The following is a 21,683-nucleotide window of genomic DNA, read 5'->3' as shown; positions in this document are numbered from 1 at the left end:
GCACGTAACCATGATGCCAGCCTGCTCAAGGCTCTCAATCATGCTTCCGCTGCCTTGCGGGAGGTACATAATCGCTGGATAGTCCGCCAATTCCCGAGTCCTCAGCGCCTACCTCAAAGTACTCTCGCCGTACCCCGACTCGACCTGCACCACCGCATTCCGGGTCAAGATAAGGAGCGTCCCCTGACCTCGCGCTCGGCAGGCGGGTTACCAACGCCTTCGGCGGAGTGGAAGGGGTTACGGGTGCGGCCAAGGAGCCAGTCCCGGATCAGAATGCAGGCACACCAACGGGCGATTCGCGCAGACCGCCAACTCCAAAGAATCTTCAAAGGTTGGACCAAGCTCCCAAATCCAACCCATGCCGGCAGCGACGACCCTCCCCTTGACTTCTACGAAGACGCTTGAATAACTGAGCCACTCGCCGATGGGGAAATATTCTCCACCGAGAACACTCTCCACCTCCATAGCCAGGGCACGCTGGCCTGATCCGGCCACGAGAGGATCGAAGTTGTACGGCTCGTCATTGTTGAAATTCGGGCCAACTCGACTGACCGGCTCGACCGAAAGCCCTCCCAGCGCCCTGAGGACTTCTCTAGCCAACGGATGGGCCCGATAACCTTCATCCTGCAATGGCTTCACCCATTGACCATCGTCGACGGCTCTCTCCGTACTCCACCCGGACGCAGCAAGCGCACCAAGCGAATCCTGGCTGAGCGAGTCGAATCGAACCGTGGACAAGTCACCCTCCAGATCTTCCTGCAGCCGAACGCAACGGCCGCAGGGGTGAGCTGGTTCACCATGTCCAGCCGCATTTGATGTCGGCATTGAATTATTCCGCCCTCCTCACCGTCCGCGTGATTCCGCCCCTGATGACCTCCCCCTCCGCCGTCTTCGCCTGAATCAGGCAGTGCACCTCTACGCGAGCCGAAGCGCACTCCGTACGGTCGTAACATCAACTCCCCCAGGCGCCAGGCCACTGCATCCTACGGCCGCGCAACCTCCCGATCGCTACTTTCAGTTCAGTTTCAAGTTCCTCATACTCAGCTTGCGCCACCCCTGCCGTCCGATTCGATTCTTCGTACACCTGGGAGAACTTACGCCACGCCTCGTAGATCATCCTGACGCTTTCCCTACTCAGAGACGAGCACTCGGACATTTGACGGATGGAAACCCTTCCCTTCCCATAGCTACCAAACCACCAGTTGAACCGCGCCCCCTCGGCAAGATAGTCACCGACAAGCGCCACCATGTCGTTACCCAGCGCATCACTGGTGAGCATCCGAATCGCCAAATTAGAACTCAGGGATCCTGTGGGACCTGCAATCTCTTCCGGCACAGGCCATACCTTGTCGGGCAGCTCCTCCAAGAACTCCCAACCACCAGGCACCGACATCGCCCCTCCTGTCATCCCGTGTTATGGCGACGAATCAGGTATTTCGTCAACTCCAACGATGACGTCATGTCCGGGAGATCTGTGACGCCTCCGGCCTGCAGCACCTCGGCACAGTAGGTAACGCAGCTCCTCGTATCGAGATCATACCGACCAAGGTTCTTCCCCAACTTCACCTCTTGATAGGCGAGCGCACCACCAGCGTTCGGTAGCGGTATTCTCACTTTGATGGTCGTGGGTGAGTGCGGCGCTGTGCGGATCGCCGGTACAGCGTAGGTTCCTGGACGGCCTATCTGCTCAGTGTGCAGCACATCATCCCCCATCTCGACCTTCACGGTGGCATGCCCCTCAACTCGGTCCAGGTAGACCGTGGCAAAGCCCTCCCGGCAGTTGTGAACCAAAACCGGAGAATTCCCGGCCAGCACATAGTAGGTGTGAAGTCCGACAACTGTGAGGTTGTTGACCGCAGATTTGGCTGCACGATGGCTGACTGCCGCAACCTGAACCCATGTCCCGCTGCTGGTCCTGAGCCACTGGCCAGGCTTCAACTTCTCGGCAGGCACCCATCGGTGGAGGTCAGGAACCCAGAAAGGGTGCCCGTCGGTCGCCGTGAGGTGTCCGGCCTTCGGCTCATCAGGACCTCCAGGCCCGGCGATAGTCAGATCGACGAGACGCTTCTCCCCCTCCCCCCGGATCAGCGCCGTCACCGCACGCGCACCGCTCTCACCGGTCTCCGGATCGGTAGCGATTACCCGGTCACCGACCCGTACGTCCGCGATCTCCTTGGTCGTTCCGTCGGCCATCAGCACCGGGGTGTCCGGCGTGAAGCTGTTCTTCAGACACTGCGCCGCCTTGCTGCCACCCCTGGCCCCCATGAACGCGCCCAGCCCGTCCATGAACATCCCGGTCAGGCAACCGCTCGCGGCCGAAGTGGCTACTTGCCCCCAACTGACCTTGCGGCCGGACAACCGCTGTCCGAGCCAGTCGATTCCGCCATCCATGAGGCCGCCCACCACGCACCCGGCAATCATCGGGTTGTTCCCGGACGGGTCGGTGTAGGTGGTCGGTGACGACAGGGCGTACTGGTAGAGGTTGGGGCCGCCGGCCTGTCCTATCGGGTCCTGAGAGATGAAGCGTCCCGTGGCCGGGTCGTAATAGCGGCTGCGGTAGTAGAGCAGGCCGGTGCCGTCGTCCTCCCGGCCCGTGAAGGTATAGGGGTTCGAGGACGCCGAACCATCCGACTGGACCTGGCCGTTCGGGTCGTACGCATAGGTGGCCGCGATGGTTCCGTCGTCGTTGGCCAGGCCGACCACCGAGCCCATGGCATCGGTCAAGTAGACCTGCGTCCGGCCGCCTTCGGTGCGGGTGAGGAACCGGTCCACGCCGGAGGCGGTCACGGTCGCGGATGGTTTACCCGAACCATCCAGCTCGGCAAGGGGATTGCCGTTGTCCGTCAGGAACTTCGACGCCTTGCCGTCCACCTGCTTCGACACACGCCCGCCCAGCGGGTCGTATCCGAACGACGACGTGGCACCGTTCCTTGTCAGACCGGTCAGCTGACCGCGTGCGTTCCAGGTGTAGTCGCGCAGACCGTCCGATGTCAGACGGCCGTCCTTGTCGTAGGCGAAGGACCGACCGCCCAGGGTTGTGAGGCGGTTGGCATCGTCGAAGACCGCACCGGTTTCCGCCGCGGGAAGGGCGACCTTGGCGAGCTTTCCGGACAAGCCAGCCTGCAAACCCCGTTCATCCCGCGAGTAGTTCAAGTCGCCGACCACAGCTCCCGACCTGGCGTACGAGACGGCCCTGACGATCCCCGAGCCGTCCAGATCCGTGGTGCGCGTCCACCCGCCGGGCAGCGTGGCGGTCTTCTCCCTGCCGACCGCGTCGAGAGCGAAGGAGACAGTGTCGGAGCCGGACTTGAGGGAGGTGAGAACACCCGACTTGTCGTAGCCGTAAGCCGTTCCGGTCCCCGCAGCGGTCATCTGGATCCGACGGTCGGCCTGGTCGTAGCCGTAGGTCACTTCTCCGGTCGGCCCGAGGACGCTCTTGGTGCGGTCGTAGTCGTCGTAGGCGAAGGACTGCTTACCGGAGGCGGAATCCGTGATCTGCCGGAGCCGGTCCTGTTCGTCGTAGTCATACGTCGCTGTGGACTCGGCCGCACCGCCTCCGTCCACACCGTATGCTGCGGCCTTCGGGCGCCCCAGGAGGTCGTAGTCGACCGTCGCCGCCTTGCCGGAACGGGCAGTGGCGCGCTTGATCCGGCCTGCAAGGTCGTATGCGAAGGACGCCGTGGCCCTCAACGCGTCGGTGGCCGTCCTCTGCCGGTCGGCGTCGTCGTACGTCCACGTCGCGGTCTTGCCCAGCGTGTCGGTCAGCGAAGTCAGATTGCCGTTGTCGTCGTAGCCGAAGGCGATGCTGCTGCCGAGCGGATCCGCAGTGCGAACGGTCTGGTTGAGCTTGTCGTATGCGACCGTGCTCTCCGCGCCGGCCGCGTCCGAGAGACGGGTCGGCCGTCCGACGGCATCCTTGAACTGCCGGGACACCCGGCCCTCGGCGTCCTTCACCGCGACCTGTTCACCGTGGCTGTAGCTGTACTCGGAGACCGCACCGGCCGCATCGGTGACCTTGCTGACCTGCCCTTGGGGGGTGTAGTCGATTGCGGTCCTGCGTCCCTCGGCGTCGGTGATCGTCCGCAGGTCACCCTGCACGTCGTAGCCGAAGGACGTGGCGTTGCCCAGTCGGTCGGTGGACCGGGACACCTGGTCGAAGGGGCCGTCGAAGTCCGTCCTGCCGCTCTCACGGGCCTTGTCAGTACCCGCCATCTCGGTCGTTGACGTGATGTGGCCGACGGCGTCGTAATGCAGTTCGGTGCGTCTGCCGAAGGGATCGACGACGGCTTCGATCCGATGGTTCTTCCCTCGCTCGTACACCGTCTTCCGGGCGAGGTCGGTACCGTGGGCCACGGTGTCCGAGACCCCGAACCCCTCGACATCGAAGGTCACTTTGCGAACGCTGCCGCCCGGTCTCTCGACCTCCGTTGCCGCGACCTTGCCGGTACCGTCCGTGGTGTAGGAGAAGGAAAACTTCGCTCCCTCGGTGAGAGTCTGTTCCTTGACCCGGCCGCCGGCATCGTAGGCATTGGCCATGTAGGTGATGCCACGGGCGTCCGTGGCGGACGCGATTCGGTTGCTGCTTCCGTCATAGGTGTAGCGGCTTGTCCTGCCCGCCGGATCGGTCACGGTCTCCAGACGGCCTGCGCTGTCATAGGTGTAGCCCGTGGTCCGGCCCAGATTGTCCCGGGCCTCACGAACCCGGTGTTGGGCGTCCCAGGACAGTTCGATCCAGCGCCCGCCCGGCGTCACGATGCGATTCACCTGGCTCTTGCGCCCGTTGAACGACTCCCGCTCGATCCGCACCGAGTTCCCGTGCCGGTCGCGGACTTCGCTCACCGCTCCGTACTGGGGGAAGACCCAGGTACTGCCGTCCCGGAAACGCAGATCCCACCCGCTGGCGTTGTTCCAGTAGATCTTCGTGCCGTGGAATCCACTTGGCGTGCCGGAGGGTTCGAAGACCGCGTCCCTGTACCCCGTCCCGGATGAGGTACGCACATAATGCACTCTCTGCCCGCCCGGCAGATACAGATCGACTTCCTTGTACTGCTCCTTCGAGTTCAAGAAGGCGTTGTACGACAGGTCTCGGCCGATCCCGAAGGCCCGGCTCCGCGTATCGCCCTGCCAATAGGTGCGGTTGACCTCGGCGGACCCCAGCGGATCGGCGACCGCGAGGTCCGTCCGGGCATCGGTGAGCAGCCCTGTCCCCAGGTCCACCGGGTCCCCCGACAGCCAATCGCCTACGTCCGCAATCCGCGAGAGGTCCCAGGGGATCAAGTCGCTGATGTTGAACATCGCCCCGTGGAAGGCCCAGACACGGGTCTTCTCATCAGGCACCACCTGACGGCCGTCGGGGCTCACGGCACCATGGCCGTAGACGTACCAGCCCTTGCCCTTGGGGTCGTAGTCCATGAACTCGACCCGGGTTCCCGGGGGCTCATGGGTGTAGTTGGGGTAGATGATCTGTGCGCCCTTGGGGAAGACATAGGTGCCGCCCGGCTGCACTGTGAAGAACACCGGAACCACACGATTCGTGGGCAGTGGATAGGGCGCACGATCGATGGGGATGGGGGTGATACCCAAGCGGGTGACCGGCTTTCCTGTCCCGTCCCGGACCACCGACCCCTTGGGGATGCGGACTTCGAGTCCCGGTATCTTCGGGGTCTTCAGCACCACGTCCCGCTCGGCCGGTGCGGCGAACGACACGGTGTGTGCGGTGTCCAGGGGAGTCATCCATACCGGGAACCCGAGCTCGACGATCTTCCGGTCCTTCGGCCGCACCCTGATGTGGAAGACCCCGTACTCACGATCCTTCGTATTCGCCGTGCTGCCGTCGACGACAAGGGTCGTGGCATTCTCGTCAATGCCGGAGAGCAGGAACCGTCCGTGCTCGTCGGTCAGTGAACTCACCTTGCCGACCGACACCTTCACCTTCGCCAGCGGAAGCCCGTTCAGCTTGAGGACATGCCCGGTGAGTGCGGTCCGGTCACCTTCGCCCCAAAGCGTCCCGGGAGTCTTCGGTACGCTCCCACGACGCGTGACCCAGTCCTGGCCATCCAGGCTCGCCGGGTCCGGGTCCCATGTGTCCGGTCCCATAACAGCCCTGTCCATCGGCCGGGCCGCCGGGCCGGTCGACGCCCGGACTTCGGTTGCGCCCTTGACGGACAAGTTGAGTGAACCCGTGGCCGCGAACTGCGGCGCAATCACCACCCGGTAATTTCCGGATTCCGACAGCTTCGGCAGAGAGAACGTGGCCGGACGTCCGGCTCCGACAAGTCCGTCGTTCAACACCTTGGCGCCGGAAGGCGCGAGGACCGTGACGAAGAGCGATTTGGCAAAGGTGTTGCCGGCGATGGAGAGCGCCGGTGCGGTGCCGTCCCGTCCGCCGAACGACGCCACTCCGTTCTGCCCGGCGCGCGTCACCTTGAGCGCCACGGGGTCTCCCCCGGCGGGAAGCGTGCCGAGGTCCACGGGCCGGGACAGGGTGAGTGTCGCCTTCCCGGTATCCGTGTTCTTGGGGGTGACACGGACGGTGTGGATGCCGGACACGAGGAGCGGTGGGCTGTCCCAGTCCGTGTCACGGCCCTTCATCGCGGTGAAAGAACCGGCTGTCCTGCCGTCGGGCTGGAGAACGTCCACGGCCGCATTGACAGTTGTCCCGGTGGCCGCGAGGCTGACGGATTCTCCTGCCTTCGCCTCGAAGGTCGCCACTCCGCCCTGGCCCGGCCGCGACATGTCCAGCACGGGCGGCGGACCGTCCGATGTCAGCCGGCCGGCATCGGCCGAGTGCGAGGCGGTCAGCCGCAGTGTCGGCGTACCACCGTTGTCGGGATCCAGGACCAGGACATAGGTCCCGCTCTGCGGCAGCGCGGGGATACTCAATGAGGCGCTGCCCCGCCCGGGCACTATGAGATGTTCACCTTGGGAACCGTCCGGTCGGTAGAGGTCGCCGCGGAGGTACCCGTCCGCCCCGCCGGCCTCCACTCCGATGCCGAGGCTCTCGCCTGCCCGTCCTTCGACGGACCAGCGGCCGCCTTGGCCGAAACGCGAGATCTGCGTGGTGACCGTGGGCCCGTCACTCTTCAGTTCCCCGCCCGCCGCCTTGGAGATCAGGACGGACACCGACCCCGGGTTGTCCTTCCTGGGGTCGAGGACGAACTGATAGGTCCCCGAGACCTGGAGGTTGGCGGCGTGCCAGCTCGCGCTCCGTCCCGAGAGCGTTCCGAGGCCCACCTCTTCTCCGCGGGGAGACACCAGGCGGAAGCCGACTGCCTTCTGGTAGGTGGAGTTGGTGAGTCCGAAGCCGAGCGAGTCCCCGCGATCCGCGTCGAAGAGGATCCGCGCCTGATGACCGCTCGACGTCACGGTCAGGAGAGTCGGATCCGCGTCGTCGGCCGATGCGCGCGCCGTCGTGTCGTAGAGCGCCTCGTCTCCGGACAGCGGGACCGTGAAGTCCCCGGACGATGTGACCGCCCCGCTCGGTGTCTCGACCTCCATACGCCCCGACTGGGCGGCACCGGGCACGAGAACGGTGAGCGCCCCTTCGGCAGCGCGTAGTACGCGAGCGACAACTCCGTTGAAACGAACCACATTGTCGGCTGCCTCCGGGAAGAAGTTCGCCCCGGTGATCGTGACTTCGGTGCCGGGCGGCCCGGACGCCGGTTCCACCTTGGTGATGCGCGGGGCGTCCGGGGCGGGCGCGAACGGTTCCTGGGACTCGGCCGTGGTCCCGCCCGCCGACACCGACACCTTTCCCGCCGGGACGTCGTTCGGCACGGTGACCACCAGCCGGGTCGCCGAAGCCGAGACGACCTCGGCGTCCTTGCCCGCGAAGGAGACCCTGTTGTCCGCCGCGACCGAGGCGAATCCTGTGCCGGAGACCGTGACCTTGGTCCCCGCCCGGGCACGCGTCGGCACCACGGACAGCACCGACAGGGTGCCGGAGCCGTACCGGTCGATGCCCAGCCTGTTGCCCGCGGCGTCGTACCGGTAGTGGGCCGTTTCCCCCTTCGGATCCGTTACGCCCACCAGCCGGCCGGCGGCGTCATAGGCGTAGACCGCCGAGTCCGTAGTGGGCCCCGGGCCGTTGCCGGCCGACGTTCTGTTGCCCTTGCGGGATGGCTGGAGGCCGGGCGGTACGAGCGCTTGCCCCGGCGTGGAAGGGCCGATCGTCGCAGGCAGGTCCGGTATCCGACGCGGTGCCGCGTCCGCTGGTGCAGTGCCCGTCGTGAACGCGATGAGCACCACGCCCACGGTGAACAGCCGCCACCACGCAGGCACACGCACCAGGACACGCTCGCCGTGCAAGCGCACCATGCCCTCCCCACAACTCGGCAGTCCGGGCAGTCACGAGCCTCACAGCCTCAGCACAATTCCATGACATCTCTGCACAGTCGATACTCCGGGCGGAGAAAACAAGGAGTAGGGCAACGGGAGTAAGTCCCCGCTGAATTCAGCCCGTTGGCGAGTTGAAGCGCCCTGAACAGCACCGGCCGGGCGGGCCGGTTCGGGTAAAGACCGCCGCGTCCTCGCGCTCAGGCCGTCCCCAGTGGGTTGAGCACGGCGAACCTCCAGTAGCCGTCGGCACCTCGGCACGCCACGTTGGCCGTGGTACCGGTCGGAGCGACGCGCTCTCCGTCGGGGGCGGTGACTTCGAGGGTCCAGTCGGTGACGAGCAGCGCGGTGTCGGCGCCGACCAGAGCGTGCCGGGGGACGTTGGTGAGCTGTCCACGGGCGGCGACCGTCCCGCTGATCTCCTGACGCAGCGCTTGATGGCCGGTGATGACCTGGCCCGCCACCGTGCGCATGGTGGCCCCGGGGGCGAGCAGGGCCAGGACGCCTTCGACGTCACCGCTGTTGAGGGCGTCCTGGAACGCGCCGGGCAGCTGTGCGGGATCGGTGATCGCAGACTTCATGGTGATGGGTCCCTCTTCGATGTGTTCGATGTGTGCGTGCCCGCCGGCCTCGGATCGGCAGCGGCGCCGCGATGCCTCCACGATCCATGCCAGGGGGCTCCCTCAGCGAGGTAGAGTCCGGACCCGCCATGGTTGAAGTTGGACAACACGATCCCGTCGAGATCGCCTATCACAATCCCGACCGCCCTCAGCTCGGAATCGAGGTCCTGACATTCGATGCCCTGCGTCGCCGTTTGAGGAGGTCGGTCGCCGGCACCGCAAGCCGGCCGGACTTCCATCAGCTGCTGCTCGTACGGGGCGGCGAGGGAACCGCGATGGTCGATTTCGTCCCCCAGCCCTGTGCGCCGCGCAGGCTGCTGCACATACGGCCCGGGCAGGTGCAGCGGTTCCCGGCCGATCCGACGGGCCGTCCGGCCGAACTGGACGCCGTACTGGTGCTCTTCACCGCCGCCTTCCCCCCACGCCTGCCCCTGACCGCGTCCCTTCTCGACGGCTTCGGCCCGGCCGGCTGGACGTTGTCCCCGGGTGACTACGAGGCGCTCGACCGGGCCCTGTCCGAGATCGCGGCCGAGTACCACACCGTGGACAACCCTCGTGAGGACGCGGACGCCGACCTCACCGTCCAACTGCTGCGCCAGCTCCTGGGCGCGGTGCTGCTGCGCCTGGCCCGGCTGCCGCACCCGGACCGCGCCGCCTCGGCGGCCCCGGGCGGCGAGGTCTTCCGCGCCTTCCGGTACGAGCTGGAGCGCTCGTTCGCCGTCACCCGCTCCGTGCAGAGGTACGCCGCCCGGACCGGCTACTCGGCGCGCACCCTGACCCGGGCGTGCCAGGCCGCCACCGGCCGTACGGCCAAGCAACTCATCGACGCCCGCGTCGCCTTGGAGGCGCAACGCCTGCTCGTGCACACCGGGCTGCCCGTCGCCGCGATCGGCCGGACTCTCGGCTTCTCCGAGCCCACCAACTTCGGGAAGTTCCTCGTCCGCGAGACCGGCCACACCCCCGGCGGTTTCCGCGCAAGCCAGAGCGTGTGACACGCCGACCCGCCTCCCCCGTCAGGGCCGGATCACCACCCTGATCGGATTCCCCTCCTTCGACTCCAGCCGCCGCACCCCCTCCGCGATCTCCTCCAGCGGCAGCACCGCGCTCACCGACCGCGACAGGTCCAGCCGGCCGTGCGCGACGAGCCGCACCAGTTCCTCCAAGTGCCGCTTGCGGTAACCGAGATGACCGGAGACGGTGTGGCGGCCGATGGCATACTCCGCCTCCGGGCCCAGGTCCACGGTGTCCGTGGAGACGCCTACGAGCACCAGGTGTCCCCGGTGGGCGAGCGAGAGGCGGGCCTGTCGCATCGTGGTGCGACGGGCCACGACGTCGAAGGCCGTGTCCAGGCCGTTGCCGCCCGTGAGTTCGCGGATCCGCCGCGGTACGTCCTCGGCCATGGGGTCCAGGGCGTGGTCGGCGCCGAGGTCGAGGGCGCGGCGGCGGGCCTCCGGCAGGGGGTCGAGGGCGATGACCGGGGCCGCGCCCAACAGCCGGACGATCTGGACCAGATGGGCGCCGACGCCGCCCAGGCCCCAGATGCCGACGGCGGAAGCGGGGCGCAGCCGGGCGGTCTCGACCGCGGCCGCGTAGGGGGTGGAGACGGCGTCGGCGACGACGGCCGCCTGTTCCATCGGGATGCCCTCGGGGACGCGGGTGAGGGCGGCGACGGGGACGACGACGTACTCGGCCCAGGCGCCGTCGTAGTCGAAGGCCATCACCCGCAGGTCGCGGCAGTCGTCCCAGGCGGCGCCGGAGACGCAGGCGCCGCACTGGCCGCAGGCCCGTCCCGCCGCGACGACGACCCGGTCGCCCTCGCTCCATCCCGGGGCCGGGGAGCCGAGTCCGGCGATGGTGCCGGAGGCCTCGTGGCCGGGGGTGATGACGGGCAGACGGGAGGGGGCGGCGCCGTGCAGCAGCGACAGGTCGGAGTGGCAGATGCCGCAGGCGGCGACCTTGACGAGCGCCTCGCCGGGGGCGGGGCGCGGAACGGGTACGTCCTGTACGGACAGTTCGCCGGTGGCGGTGGAGAAGCGGGCTGCGCGCATGGTGGTCATGGGGATCTCCGGAGAGGGATGGTCACTTGGAGGTGTGGACGTCTTCGACGTAGCGGCCTTCCGCGACGAGGTTCTGCCACCACCGCTCCGCCCCGGCGTCGTCGCCGCCGGTGTGCCGCGCGTGGATCGCCCGGAAGGCGGCACGTACACCCGGCGCCATCCGGTTTCCGTCCCCGCACACGTACACCTTCGCCCCGTCCTGCAACAGGCGCCAGACCTCTGCGCCTTCGGCGGTGATCCGGTCCTGGACGAACATCCGGCCGTGTTCCGGCGCCTTGGAGAAGACCGGTCGCATGGACACGGCGCCCGCCCGGTCCGCCTCCTCCAGTTCGGTGCGGTGGAGGTAGTCGACGTCGGGGTGGTCGCAGCCGAAGTAGCAGAGGGCGGGGGCGAGGGGCGCGTCCCGGCGGACGAGGGCGAGGCGGTCGGCGATGGCGCCGCGGAAGGGGGCCAGTCCCGTCCCCGCGCCGATCATGATGAGGGGCGTCCGGGCGTCGTGTTCCGCGCGGAAGGCGTCCCGGCAGGGCTGCACCCGGGCGAGGACGCGGTCACCGGCCCGTACGCGGTGCAGGTACGAGGACCCCACGCCCGTGAAGGTGCCGGCGCCGAGCAGCGAGACCATCAGGTCGGCGTGGTGCGGGTCGTCGGCGGGCGACGAGGAGACGGAGTAGTGGCGGGGGCGGAGGGGCGGGAGGAGGTCGAGGACGAGCGGCCAGCTCAACCGGCCGCGGAGGGCGGGGTGTTCCTCGACGGTATCGACGAGGGAACGGGAGGCCGGGCGGCGCATCGCGGCCCGCTCGGGCGGGCAGGGGTTGAGTTCGGCGAGCCGCTCCACCTGCTCGGGGGTGAGCGGGGCCCGGAGCTCGACGTAGCGGCTCAGCAGTTCGTGGACGGTGACGGGGCGGTCCAGCGGGAGCGCGGCGCGGCCGGGCCGGTGGGCGCGGATGTTCAGCACCGTGTCCGGCTCGGCGCCGAGCGCCTTGATCGCGCGCTCGACCGTTCCGGGGTCGTTGACCGGCAGGACGGCCAGGTGGTCGGCGGTGCGGTAGGTGACACCGGTGGGCAGGGCGAGGCGGAGGAACCGCTTGGGGCGCCCGAGGGGATGGGTGAGGTCCGCGAGGTCCCGGGTCTCCGTCACGGTCAGGGGGACGACGCCGTGGCGGGCGGCGAGCGCGTCTCCGGGCGCGCCGGTCACTTCGGCGACCTCGTAGGCGTATTCGGGGGCGTACTCGGGGGCGTACTCAAGGGAGGCGGCCTCCGGGGAACCGGCGGTGTCCGGATCGCCGTACGTCTCCAGCAGGGCGCGGCGCAGCGCCGAGGTGAAGCGCGCGACCGATCCGGCGAGGTCGCCGGACGCGTCCGCCTCGGTGCGCTCCATCAGCCGGGTGCCGCCCAACTCTGCCAGCCGGGCGTCGATTTCGGTGGGCACGCGCTGGTACGTCGCCGCCCAGTTGCGGTCCCCCACCCCCAGGACGCAGTACGGGACGCCGTCGGCGGCGCCCGCGTCCGCCTCCGCGAGCCAGGAGACGAAGGCGGCCGCGTCGTCCGTGGGCTGTCCGTTGTAGGAGGCCGCGACGATGACGACGGGGGCGCCGGCGGGCAGCTTCCCGGCGCGTTCGCCGAGCGGGGCGACGGTGGCCCCGAAGCCCAGGTCCGCGAAGGTCTCGGCGAGTTCCTCGGCGTAGCCACGGCAGGTGCCGAAGTTGGAGCCGTGCAGGACGGTGAGCGTGGAGCCGGTGGCGGCACGGGTCGGCAGCCCGTCCTGCCGCGGCTCCTCCTCCGCCGACGGTGCCGACGCGCGGGCCCCGGGGGTGCGGCGCGCGAGGGTGAGAGTGAAGCCCTCGGGCTTGAGGGTGAGCGTCTCCTTGACGTCGAGCACATAGCGCCCGTGGTCGACGAACCGGTACCGGTGGATCAGCAGCGCCAGCAGCATCGTCGCCTCGTGCAGCGCGAACTGCCGCCCGATGCAGGCCCTTTCGCCCGTACCGAAGGGCTTGTACGCGTTGGCCGGGCGGGCGGCCTCGGCCTCCGGCGCGAAGCGGTCCGGGTCGAACTCCTCCACGTTGTCGCCCCACACCGGGTCGCGGTGCAGCATCGGGGTGAGCACGGTCAGCTGTTGCCCCGCCCGGACCGGGTACGTGCCGCCGATGACGGTGTCGGCGCGGGCCTCGCGCCCGAAGGCCGCCGCGGTCGGCCAGAGCCGCAGCGTCTCGTTGAGGATCTGGCGTACGTACCGGAGCCTGCCGATGTCCTCGAAGGCCGGCTCGGGGTCGGGGTCGTCGCCCCACAGTGTGTCCACCTCGGCCTGGGCGAGGTGGAGCGCGGCCGGGTTCTTCAGGAGGTGGTGGAGGGCGAAGGACAGGGTGCCGGAGGTGGTCTCGTGGCCCGCGATGAGGAAGGTGATGACCTGGTTGCGGATGTTGGCCTCGTCCAGGACGGTCCCGTCGGCGGGGTGCGGGGAGTGCAGCATCAGCCCCAGCAGGTCGTCGGCCCGGGCGTCCCCGTCGGCCTTGCGCTGTCCGATCACCTCGTCGACGACCCCGGCGAGGAAGTCGGCGTCGGCCCGGAAGGCCCGGTCCTCCGCCGCGTAATCCCGGCCGGGAACGCGGGACAGGGCCGCCTGGCTGTGCGCCAGGGACCGCACGAGCGCCTGGACGAACGGATGCGGTTCGGGACGGCCGAAGGACGCGAAGTCGTAGCCGAACCCGGCCAGGCCGATGGTGTCGAGCGTCATCCGGGTCATGTCGGCCGGGACGTCCACCGGTTCGCCCTGCGCGAGGTGCGCGTCCCAGGAGGCGATGAGGCGGCGGCACACCCGCAGCATCGTCGGGTGGTAGGTGCGCATCGAGCCCATGGCGAAGGCGGGGAGCAGGATGTCGTGCGCCTTGGCCCAGTTGGGCTCGTCGTTGTAGGCGGTGAAGAGGCCGTCGGCGGTGATGCCGCGGACGTTCCGCAGGGCGGGGCCGACGGCCTTGGCGAAGCGCGTCTCGTCGGAGAGCTCGTCGACGAGCGCGTAGGACGAGACCAGCACCGTCTCGCGGTCGTGGAACCGCCGCCGGAAGACCGGGCCGTGCTCCCGGGCGAGGGCCATGGCCTGCTGGACCGGCGTACTGGTGAGTCCCGTCTCCGAGACGTCGACGAGGGGCGGCTCGCGGTGGGTCATGGGAGGTCTCCTCCGGGTTCCGGGTGGACTCGTCGGCCGGGCGGAGTCGCCGGCCGGCTGCTGCCTCCACGATTCCGCCGCGCGGCGGCCGGTCGTCGGCGAGAACTACACGATCCTGTAGTGGCCGCACCGCGTCGTTCCGCCCGCTCCGGGCGCTGGTGGGCTAAGGACAGCGGGGCGGCGGGAGGAGTGAGGGCGCGATGCGCGAAGGACGGGAAGCGGGCGGTGGACCGGCTTCGGGGGGGTCGGGGGCGCCTGGGACCTCTGGTACGGATCCGTCGGACCCCGAGGCGGACGCCGCCGTATGGCGCACCCGCTTCCTCAATCTGCTCGACCGCATGCCGGTGCCGACCGCGATCAGCACCACCGAGGGCCGGATCACCGGCGCGAACCCGGCCCTGGCGGCGCTCTGGGACGTCACGCCGGGGCGGCTGACGGGCCGCAACCTGCTCGATCTGTTCACCCCCACCGAAGGGGGACAACTGGCCCGGATCGACGCCGCCTTGAAGCACGGACGGCGTTCGCGCTACCCGGTCCGCGTGCGCTGGGCCGCGGCCGGGACGGAGTACGAGGGACAGCTCACCGTCGAACCGGTCAGCGATCCCGGGGGCACGTCACCGCCCCTGCTGGCGACCCTCCGCGTCGACGGGGAGCGGCCCGTGTCGGCGCCGCCGGGCGACGCGGGGACGGCGGTCGCCCTGAGCCCGCAGGAGGCCCGCATCGTGGAGCTGGTCGCCGCGGGCTGCACCACCTCCGTGGTCGCCCGGGCGGTCGGGCTCAGCGCCGACGGTGTGAACTACCACCTCGTGCGGCTGACCCGCCGGCTGGGCGTCCCGAACCGGACGGCGCTGGTGGCCAGGGCGTACACGCTGGGCCTGCTGTCCCCTACGACGTGGCCGCCCATGACAACAAAGCATCTGTGAACCGAGTTGACACGCATCGAGTTTGTGAAATGATGTGGGCACACGAACGGGCCTGACTCGTCGTCAGATGAGTCCAAGTCCGTGTGCCCGTTCACTCATTGATCCGGAGAACGACGTGACGCGAAACAGCAGCCGCCTCGTCGCCGTGGCCGTCGCCGCCGCGGCCCTGGCCGGTACCGCGGCGGGCGCCGCGGCCGCCGACGAGGCGCCGGGGAAGGCCGCGGCCGCCGTCCAGCAGCAGAAGGCACGGGCGATGAAGGCCGGTTCGGCCGGAGCGCCGTACTTCTCGCTGGAGACGATGGACCAGGCCGGCAAGACCTTCTTCTACACGTGGGACGTCAAGGGCAAGCTGGAGAAGCGCATCCAGATGTTCGACGACGAGCGGAACACCCGCGCCGCGACCCAGGTCGACATGGACCAGGACGGGATCCCCATGGGGGACACCTACTTCCTCACCGGTGACGGCTCGGTGATCCTCCAGCGGCCGCTCGAGGAACAGACCGAGCGCAAGATCGCCTCCGGATTCGAGAAGTACGACGTCTTCTTCTCCCCCGGCAACCTCGGCGGCGGCAAGCAGCCCGACCTGCTGACCCGTGACAAGAAGGGCGTGCTCTGGCTCCATCTGGCCAAGCCCGACGGCTCGTTCACCGGCGCGAAGCAGATCGGGGGCGGCTGGGGTCAGTACACCCAGATCACCGGCAAGGGCGACCTGACCGGCGACGGCAAGGCGGACGTCGTCGCCCGGGACAAGGACGGCGTGCTCTGGCTCTACAAGGGCACGGGTGACTGGAAGAAGCCCTTCGAGGCCCGGACGAAGATCGGCGCCGGCTGGAACCAGTACAACCTGATCCACGGCGCGGGCGACACGGACTGGGACGGCCACAGCGACCTGGTGGTCCGCGACAAGTCCGGTGCCCTGTGGCGCTACAAGGGCACCGGCAAGGCGTCCGCCCCCTTCAAGGCCAAGGAGAAGATAGGCAACTCCGGCTGGAACCAGTACCGGCTCGTCTTCTGACGGAGGTCCCCGGATTTCCGGGGGGCTCCCCGGCCCCCCGGGGACTGCGCAGATTCCCGGGGGCTCCTCGGAGGGGAAGGAGCCCCCGGGGGCACGCTCACGCGCGGCCCAGACTCCGCAGATATTCGGCCCTGTTGAGGGGGTCGGCGCCCGAGCGCTCACGGGCCGGCGGTTTCCCGGGCAGCGGGCGGTCCACGGTCGGCGCCGACCACCAGGCCGCCTCGCCCCGGGCCACTCCCGGCAGGCGCCGCTCCACGGCGGCGACCCGGCGGGCGGGGACGACACCCCGGATCAGCCAGCCGGCCGCGGCGGGGACGGTATCGCCGACAGTCGCTCCCTGTTCGGCGAGCAGGCCCGTCGCCGCGCTCAACGCGTCGGAGGGCACCTCCAGTTCGTAGGTGTGGCACGGCTCGTAGACACCCGTTCCCGCCTCCGCCAGGGCGCGCATCAGCACCAGGGGCGTAAGGCGGCGGAAGTCGGTGCCCGTGCTGACGGGGCTGGCGTAGCCGGAGTGGGTGAGGGTGATGACGACATCCGTCACCGGCCAGCCATAGAGGCCCTGTTGGAGAGTGCGCCGGGCGGTCTCCTCGATGGCGCGGTCGAACCCGGCGGGCAGTGCGCCGAGTTCGGTCTCGCGGCGGAAGACGGTGCCGGAGCCGGGTGCGCCGGGATCGACGCGCAGCCCGATCGTGGCCCAGAAGGCGGCGGTCGTACGGCGGTCGATGCCCTCGTACGCGGCGCCGGTCCCCATGGGCCGCTCGTGGAAGACCGGGCGGCTCTCCTCGAAGACGGCCTCGACGCCGAACTCCTCGGCGAGCGTGGCCGCGAGGACCTCCTTCTGGACCTCGCCGTAGAGCAGGACGGAGGTGCCGGCGCCGTCCGGCAGGGGGCGGGTGGCGATCAGCGGATCCTGGTCGGCGAGCGCGGCGAGCGCCGCGTGGAGACGGGACGCGTCGGCCGGGCGCGACGGGCGGACGACCGACTCCAGGGTCGGCGGTGCGAAGACGGCCTCCGGGTGGCCTCCGTTCGCCCCCAGCCGGTCGCCGACGCGCACCGCCGGCAGGCCGCGGATCGTGGCGATGCCGCCCGGTGTCAGCCGGTGGCGATCCCCGTCGGCGATGCCGAGGCCGGCGACGTCGAGGCCGGTGACCCGGCCGCCGTGCTCGGCGAGGGTGCCGTCGGGCTCGCGCCGGTGGAGGGTGACGCGGGCGCGCCGGTCGAGGGTGCCGGAGAAGAGCCGCAGATACGCGGTCTTCTCTCCGGAGGGGGCGCGTTCGACGGCGAAGACCGTGCCGCGCGGCTCGCCGGCCGAGTCGCCCCGCGCGGGCGGCAGCCATCGCGCGATGCCGTCGAGGAGGTGGCCGATGCCCTGTCCGGAGAGGGCCGAGCCGAAGTAGAGGGGGTGCAGCAGACCGCGCGCCGTGTGGTCGGCGAGACCGGTCCGCAGCCGGTCCGCGTCGGGGACGCGGCCGTCGACGAGTTCGGCGAGCACGCCGTCGTCGTCCTCGGCGAGGGCCTCGGCCACGCGTTCGCGGAAGGCCGGGTCGTCGAAGGAGTGCGGAACCGTGCGGGCGTCCCGGGTGCCGATGGCGCGGACGGTGGCCATGGGGACGACGCGCGGGGTGAGGCCGGCGCGGATCGCGGCGAGCGTCGCGTCCTCCCGGGCCCCGGTGCGGTCGGTCTTGTTGACGAAGACCAGCGTGGGCAGGCCGAGCCGGCGCAGGCTCCGCATCAGCACCCGGGTCCGCGCCTGGACGCCCTCGACGGCGGACAGCACGAGCACCGCCGCGTCGAGCACGCCGAGGGCGCGCTCCACCTCGGCGGTGAAGTCGCCGTGGCCGGGCGTGTCGATGAGGTTGACGTGCAGGCCGCCGGTGGTGAAGGAGGCGACGGCGGTGCGGACGGTGATGCCGCGGCGGCGTTCGACGGCGCCGGTGTCGGTGCGGGTGGTGCCGGCGTCGACGCTGCCGAGCCGGTCGATGGCCCCGGTGTCGAAGAGCAGGCGCTCGGTGAGGCTGGTCTTACCGGCGTCGACGTGGGCCAGGATGCCGATGTTCACCGTGGCGGAGGTGTGCGCGGAGGTGTGCGGAGTGCGCATGGGCGGAGGAGTCCTCGAAAACGTTCGTCAGGAAGGGACGCTGGGGGTTTTCGAGGGCCTGGCGCATCTGTGGGATCTCTCCTCCGGGTGACGGACGGTGCGGCGGTCATGCTGCCAGCGGCGGGCGGGACGCGCGAGTGGTTTTCGAGCGGCGGGCCGACGGGGCGACACCGTGTTCGAACGAACTCCCCACCCTCCTTTGTGAATTGGTTCACACCGGGCTCTTGGCCGGGTGCGCATCTTCGTGCTGTGATCGGTGCAGGCTTCCAGCTCGACGGCGCGCTTGGGGAGGGCACTGTGGCGGACACCGCCATGCGGAAATCGGGGTTGACGGAGCCATGGGGGCCGAAGGGCCCCGGTCCGCAGGACGGGCCGCTGGAGCGCGCTGTATGGCGGCTGCGCTCGCGCGCCTGCTGGGAGGACGCGGCCGCGCTCATCGCCCCGCGGGCGGCGTCCGATCCGGGCGCCGCGCGCTGGCGGACGGCCGTCCTGGTGGAGCGGTGCATGTTCACGGGCGGGGGCTGGGGGGCCGCCGAGGACGCGCTGCGGGCGGCGGAGGCGCTGGCCACGGACGACGAGGAGCGCGGGGCCACGGCCTGCGAACGGGGTCATCTCGCCTACGCGGCCACCCTTTTGGGGGTACGCGACCGGGCGGACGAAGCACGGTCGGCACTGGGGCGCGCGGCGGCGCTCCTCGCTCCCCGTTCACCCGGACGTCCCCTGCTGGACTTCCGGCGCGGGCTGATCGCCCAGCATCTCTCCGACAATCCGTCCGACGCCACGGCCGCCTTCCAGCGCGCCCACGCGGGCGCGGCGGCGCACGGGCACGGGCTGCTGCTCTCCTTCACCTGGCGGCACATGGCCGCGATGGCCGAGCACCACGGCCGGCTCGCGGACGCCCGCCACGGCTACGCGGAGTCGCTGCGCATCCGGGAGGAGCTGGGCTATCTGGTGGGCATCGCCCCGGCGCTGGCCTCGCTGGCGGCCGTGCTGCCCGACCCGGCGGAGGCGGCCCGGATGCGGGCGGAGGCGGCCCGGCTGGTCCGGCTGCTGGGCGGGGTCCCGGCGTGGCTGGCGGACCGGCTGGCGCCGGCGCCCACCCGGGCCGCGGACGGCTGACGGCTCAGCGGGCCGCCCCCGTGAAGTGCCCCCGCAGCAGCTCCTCCGCGGTCCGCAGGTCCTGCGCGGCCAGCGCTTCCAGCAGGGCCAGGTGCTCGGCGGCGTCGGCGACGAGGTCGGCGGTGGACGAGGCGGGGCCGTCGGGGGCCGGCCACTGGGCGCGCCGGTGCAGCCCGTCGGCGACCGCGACGAGCTGGCGGTTGCCGGCCAGGCCCAGCAGGGCGCGGTGGAAGGCCCGGTCGGCCTCGGCGTAGGCGGCGCGGTCGCCGCGCCGGGCCACCTCGGCGGCGGCCTGGGCCGGGGGCACCAGCTCCCGCCAGCGGGCCGCGGGGACGGCCCCGGCCAGCCGGAGTACGACCGGCACCTCCAACAGGGCGCGGATCTCGGCGAGTTCGGCCAGGTCGCGGGCGGATCGGCTGGTGACGCGGAAGCCCCGGTTGGGCACGGCCTCGACGGCGCCCTCCAGCACGAGCTGCTGCATGGCCTCGCGGACGGGGGTGGCCGAGACGCCGAACCGCTCGGCCAGCACGGGCCCGGAGTAGACCTCACCGGGTATGAGCTCGCCGCCGAGCAGCGCCTTGCGCAGGGCGTCGAGCACCTGGCCCCGGACCGAGTAGCGGGTGGGCATCCGGCGGGCGGGGCCCGGGGCCTCGGCGCACCCGTGGATGTGCTCGCCGCGGGCGGCGGCGCTCCCGGGAAGCGGTAAGCGGGCGGTTTCGCCGGGTCCTTCGGTGCGCTGACGCGGCACGGCGGGGTGGGGTCTGCCCTGCTCCATGGGGGGGTCCTCCTCGATGTTCCTTCGAACCATAGGCGGCATGTCCGGCAGTTCAAACCCCGGTGGACATGAGCAAGGTAAGCCTTACCTGTACCCCTTTGCCAGACGATGGTCCAGGATGTCCACCCGCTGGCCGCACCACCCCGGTCACAACGGCCCGGTCACGCCACCCCGGCCGCACCGCCCTCACGGCCCTCGCATCCGTTCCGCCCTGCCGGGCGAAGGGGCGCAGCCCCGGGCCGGTGACGCAGAGCGCACCCGGCACCCGACCGCAAGGCGACCGAGCTGAATCCACCCGGACGAGTGGATTGATGAGAACACAATTCCCTTGCCGCTGAATGGCGTTCGAGAGGATACACACCTATCCGTATGCCCTTGGCGTCCATTGGCGGGGAGTTGCCACGAAACCCCTTGGCTCCCGGGCCGATTCCGTCAGGATGGCGCGCGAAAGGCCGTACCGCGATGCAAGGGACGCGAGAAGATGAGAGTGACCGACATACCGCTGAATTGGGTTCTGCCCAGCGCCGTGGCGCTCGCCGGAGCCGTGGTGGCGGTGACGGTGTACGCCCGGGGCAAGAACGGCCCGGACGACCTGGCGGCCACCGATTCCTGGGAACGCACCGAGGAACGCAGAAGGCGCAAGGAAGCCCTCTACGGCAGCGCCTCCTACGTGCTCCTCTTCTGCTGCGCGGCGGTCGCCGCCGCGCTCTCCTTCCACGGCCTGGTCGGCTTCGGACGGCAGAACCTGGGCCTGTGGGGCGGCTGGGAGTATCTGGTGCCCTTCGGACTCGACGGCGCGGCCATGTTCTGCTCGGTGCTCGCCGTGCGCGAGGCCAGCCACGGCGACGCGGCGCTCGGCTCCCGGATGCTGGTGTGGACCTTCGCGGGTGCGGCGGCCTGGTTCAACTGGGTGCACGCGCCCCGCGGGATGGACCACGCGGGCGCACCGCAGTTCTTCGCCGGCATGTCGCTGTCGGCGGCGGTCCTCTTCGACCGCGCGCTCAAGCAGACCCGCCGGGCCGCGCTGCGCGAACAGGGCCTGGTGCCCCGCCCGTTGCCGCAGATCCGCATAGTCCGCTGGCTGCGGGCCCCGCGCGAGACGTTCGGCGCCTGGTCCCTGATGCTCCTGGAGGGCGTGCGCACGCTGGACGAGGCGGTCGACGAGGTCCGCGAGGACAAGCGGCAGCGCCAGCAGCACCGGCTGCGCCGCCGCGAGGCGGGCAAGCTGGAGCGCGCCCGGCTCAAGGCGTACAACCGCCAGCACCGCATCCTGTGGGGGCGGGCGCGCGGCGGACGGCAGGTGGAGGTGACCGCGGTGGCGGCCGCGGCGCAGCCGGCCCAGATCGGCTCGCAGTCCGGGGCGGAGCCTTCCATAACCGACCCGGAGCAGTTCCCCCTGCACAATCGTCCGTTCCAGGCGGTGAACCGGCCCGGGTCCGGCCAGGCGATCGACCTGACCGCCGAGGACGACACCCAGCCCATCCAGCGGCTCGACACGCTGGAGGAGAAGCTGGCGCGCATCGCCAAGCAGATCGGCTGACCCGCTCCCTCCGGGCCCCTCCGGCTCGGAGCGGAGCGG

Annotated in this window: 13 protein-coding genes; 5 read left to right on the top strand and 8 right to left on the bottom strand. The window is 70.2% G+C overall.

Going from position 1 to position 21,683, the window contains the following annotated elements:
- Positions 1–237 precede the first annotated feature (237 nt).
- The 4 genes from AB8735_RS29065 to AB8735_RS29050 all read right to left on the bottom strand — a co-directional run bounded on the left by AB8735_RS29065 (position 238) and on the right by AB8735_RS29050 (position 8,915).
- Positions 238–825, bottom strand: coding sequence for an SUKH-3 domain-containing protein (locus AB8735_RS29065; RefSeq protein ID WP_372410411.1), 588 nt, complete (start codon positions 823–825; stop codon positions 238–240).
- A 127-nt stretch (positions 826–952) separates the two neighbouring features.
- A complete protein-coding gene (locus tag AB8735_RS29060) occupies positions 953–1,393 on the bottom strand; it encodes a hypothetical protein (RefSeq protein WP_372410410.1) in 441 nt (146 codons plus the stop codon).
- Positions 1,394–1,404: 11 nt separating this feature from the next.
- Positions 1,405–8,316, bottom strand: a complete 6,912-nt coding sequence (locus tag AB8735_RS29055; RefSeq protein WP_372410409.1) for an RHS repeat-associated core domain-containing protein — start codon at positions 8,314–8,316, stop codon at positions 1,405–1,407.
- A 218-nt stretch (positions 8,317–8,534) separates the two neighbouring features.
- Positions 8,535–8,915 (bottom strand): SgcJ/EcaC family oxidoreductase, encoded by a 381-nt coding sequence (locus AB8735_RS29050; protein ID WP_372410407.1) that lies wholly within the window; start codon positions 8,913–8,915, stop codon positions 8,535–8,537.
- A 314-nt stretch (positions 8,916–9,229) separates the two neighbouring features.
- Between AB8735_RS29050 and AB8735_RS29045 the strand changes: the two genes are divergently transcribed.
- Positions 9,230–9,946, top strand: coding sequence for a helix-turn-helix domain-containing protein (locus tag AB8735_RS29045; RefSeq protein ID WP_372410406.1), 717 nt, complete (start codon positions 9,230–9,232; stop codon positions 9,944–9,946).
- 21 nt (positions 9,947–9,967) lie between these two features.
- On the opposite strand, the gene AB8735_RS29040 is transcribed toward AB8735_RS29045, so the two are convergent.
- Together AB8735_RS29040 and AB8735_RS29035 are read right to left on the bottom strand one after the other, a co-directional pair.
- Positions 9,968–11,011 (bottom strand): zinc-binding dehydrogenase, encoded by a 1,044-nt coding sequence (locus AB8735_RS29040; RefSeq protein WP_372410405.1) that lies wholly within the window; start codon positions 11,009–11,011, stop codon positions 9,968–9,970.
- 22 nt (positions 11,012–11,033) lie between these two features.
- On the bottom strand, positions 11,034–14,174 hold the full coding sequence (locus AB8735_RS29035) for a cytochrome P450 (RefSeq protein WP_372410404.1): 3,141 nt from the start codon (positions 14,172–14,174) through the stop codon (positions 11,034–11,036).
- Between the two features lie 200 nt (positions 14,175–14,374).
- Between AB8735_RS29035 and AB8735_RS29030 the strand changes: the two genes are divergently transcribed.
- Together AB8735_RS29030 and AB8735_RS29025 are read left to right on the top strand one after the other, a co-directional pair.
- Positions 14,375–15,097 (top strand): LuxR C-terminal-related transcriptional regulator, encoded by a 723-nt coding sequence (locus AB8735_RS29030; RefSeq protein WP_372410402.1) that lies wholly within the window; start codon positions 14,375–14,377, stop codon positions 15,095–15,097.
- 115 nt (positions 15,098–15,212) lie between these two features.
- Positions 15,213–16,112 (top strand): FG-GAP repeat domain-containing protein, encoded by a 900-nt coding sequence (locus AB8735_RS29025; protein WP_372410400.1) that lies wholly within the window; start codon positions 15,213–15,215, stop codon positions 16,110–16,112.
- Between the two features lie 97 nt (positions 16,113–16,209).
- Here AB8735_RS29025 and AB8735_RS29020 read toward each other — a convergent pair whose 3' ends face one another.
- Positions 16,210–18,210, bottom strand: a complete 2,001-nt coding sequence (locus AB8735_RS29020) for a GTP-binding protein (protein WP_372410399.1) — start codon at positions 18,208–18,210, stop codon at positions 16,210–16,212.
- Between the two features lie 297 nt (positions 18,211–18,507).
- Between AB8735_RS29020 and AB8735_RS29015 the strand changes: the two genes are divergently transcribed.
- On the top strand, positions 18,508–19,329 hold the full coding sequence (locus AB8735_RS29015; RefSeq protein ID WP_372410398.1) for a hypothetical protein: 822 nt from the start codon (positions 18,508–18,510) through the stop codon (positions 19,327–19,329).
- A 4-nt stretch (positions 19,330–19,333) separates the two neighbouring features.
- Here AB8735_RS29015 and AB8735_RS29010 read toward each other — a convergent pair whose 3' ends face one another.
- Positions 19,334–20,104: a GntR family transcriptional regulator gene (locus AB8735_RS29010; protein ID WP_372410397.1), complete on the bottom strand. Its 771-nt coding sequence runs from the start codon at positions 20,102–20,104 to the stop codon at positions 19,334–19,336.
- A gap of 481 nt (positions 20,105–20,585) precedes the next feature.
- Here AB8735_RS29010 and AB8735_RS29005 point away from each other — a divergent pair, with 481 nt between their 5' ends.
- Positions 20,586–21,644, top strand: a complete 1,059-nt coding sequence (locus tag AB8735_RS29005; RefSeq protein ID WP_344019669.1) for a DUF2637 domain-containing protein — start codon at positions 20,586–20,588, stop codon at positions 21,642–21,644.
- The last annotated feature ends 39 nt before the right edge of the window (positions 21,645–21,683 follow it).

The organism is Streptomyces luteireticuli, assembly GCF_041519305.1.
In the GTDB taxonomy this organism is placed as follows: Bacteria; Actinomycetota; Actinomycetes; order Streptomycetales; family Streptomycetaceae; genus Streptomyces; species Streptomyces luteireticuli.
This window is presented reverse-complemented; position numbering and strand designations above follow the sequence as displayed.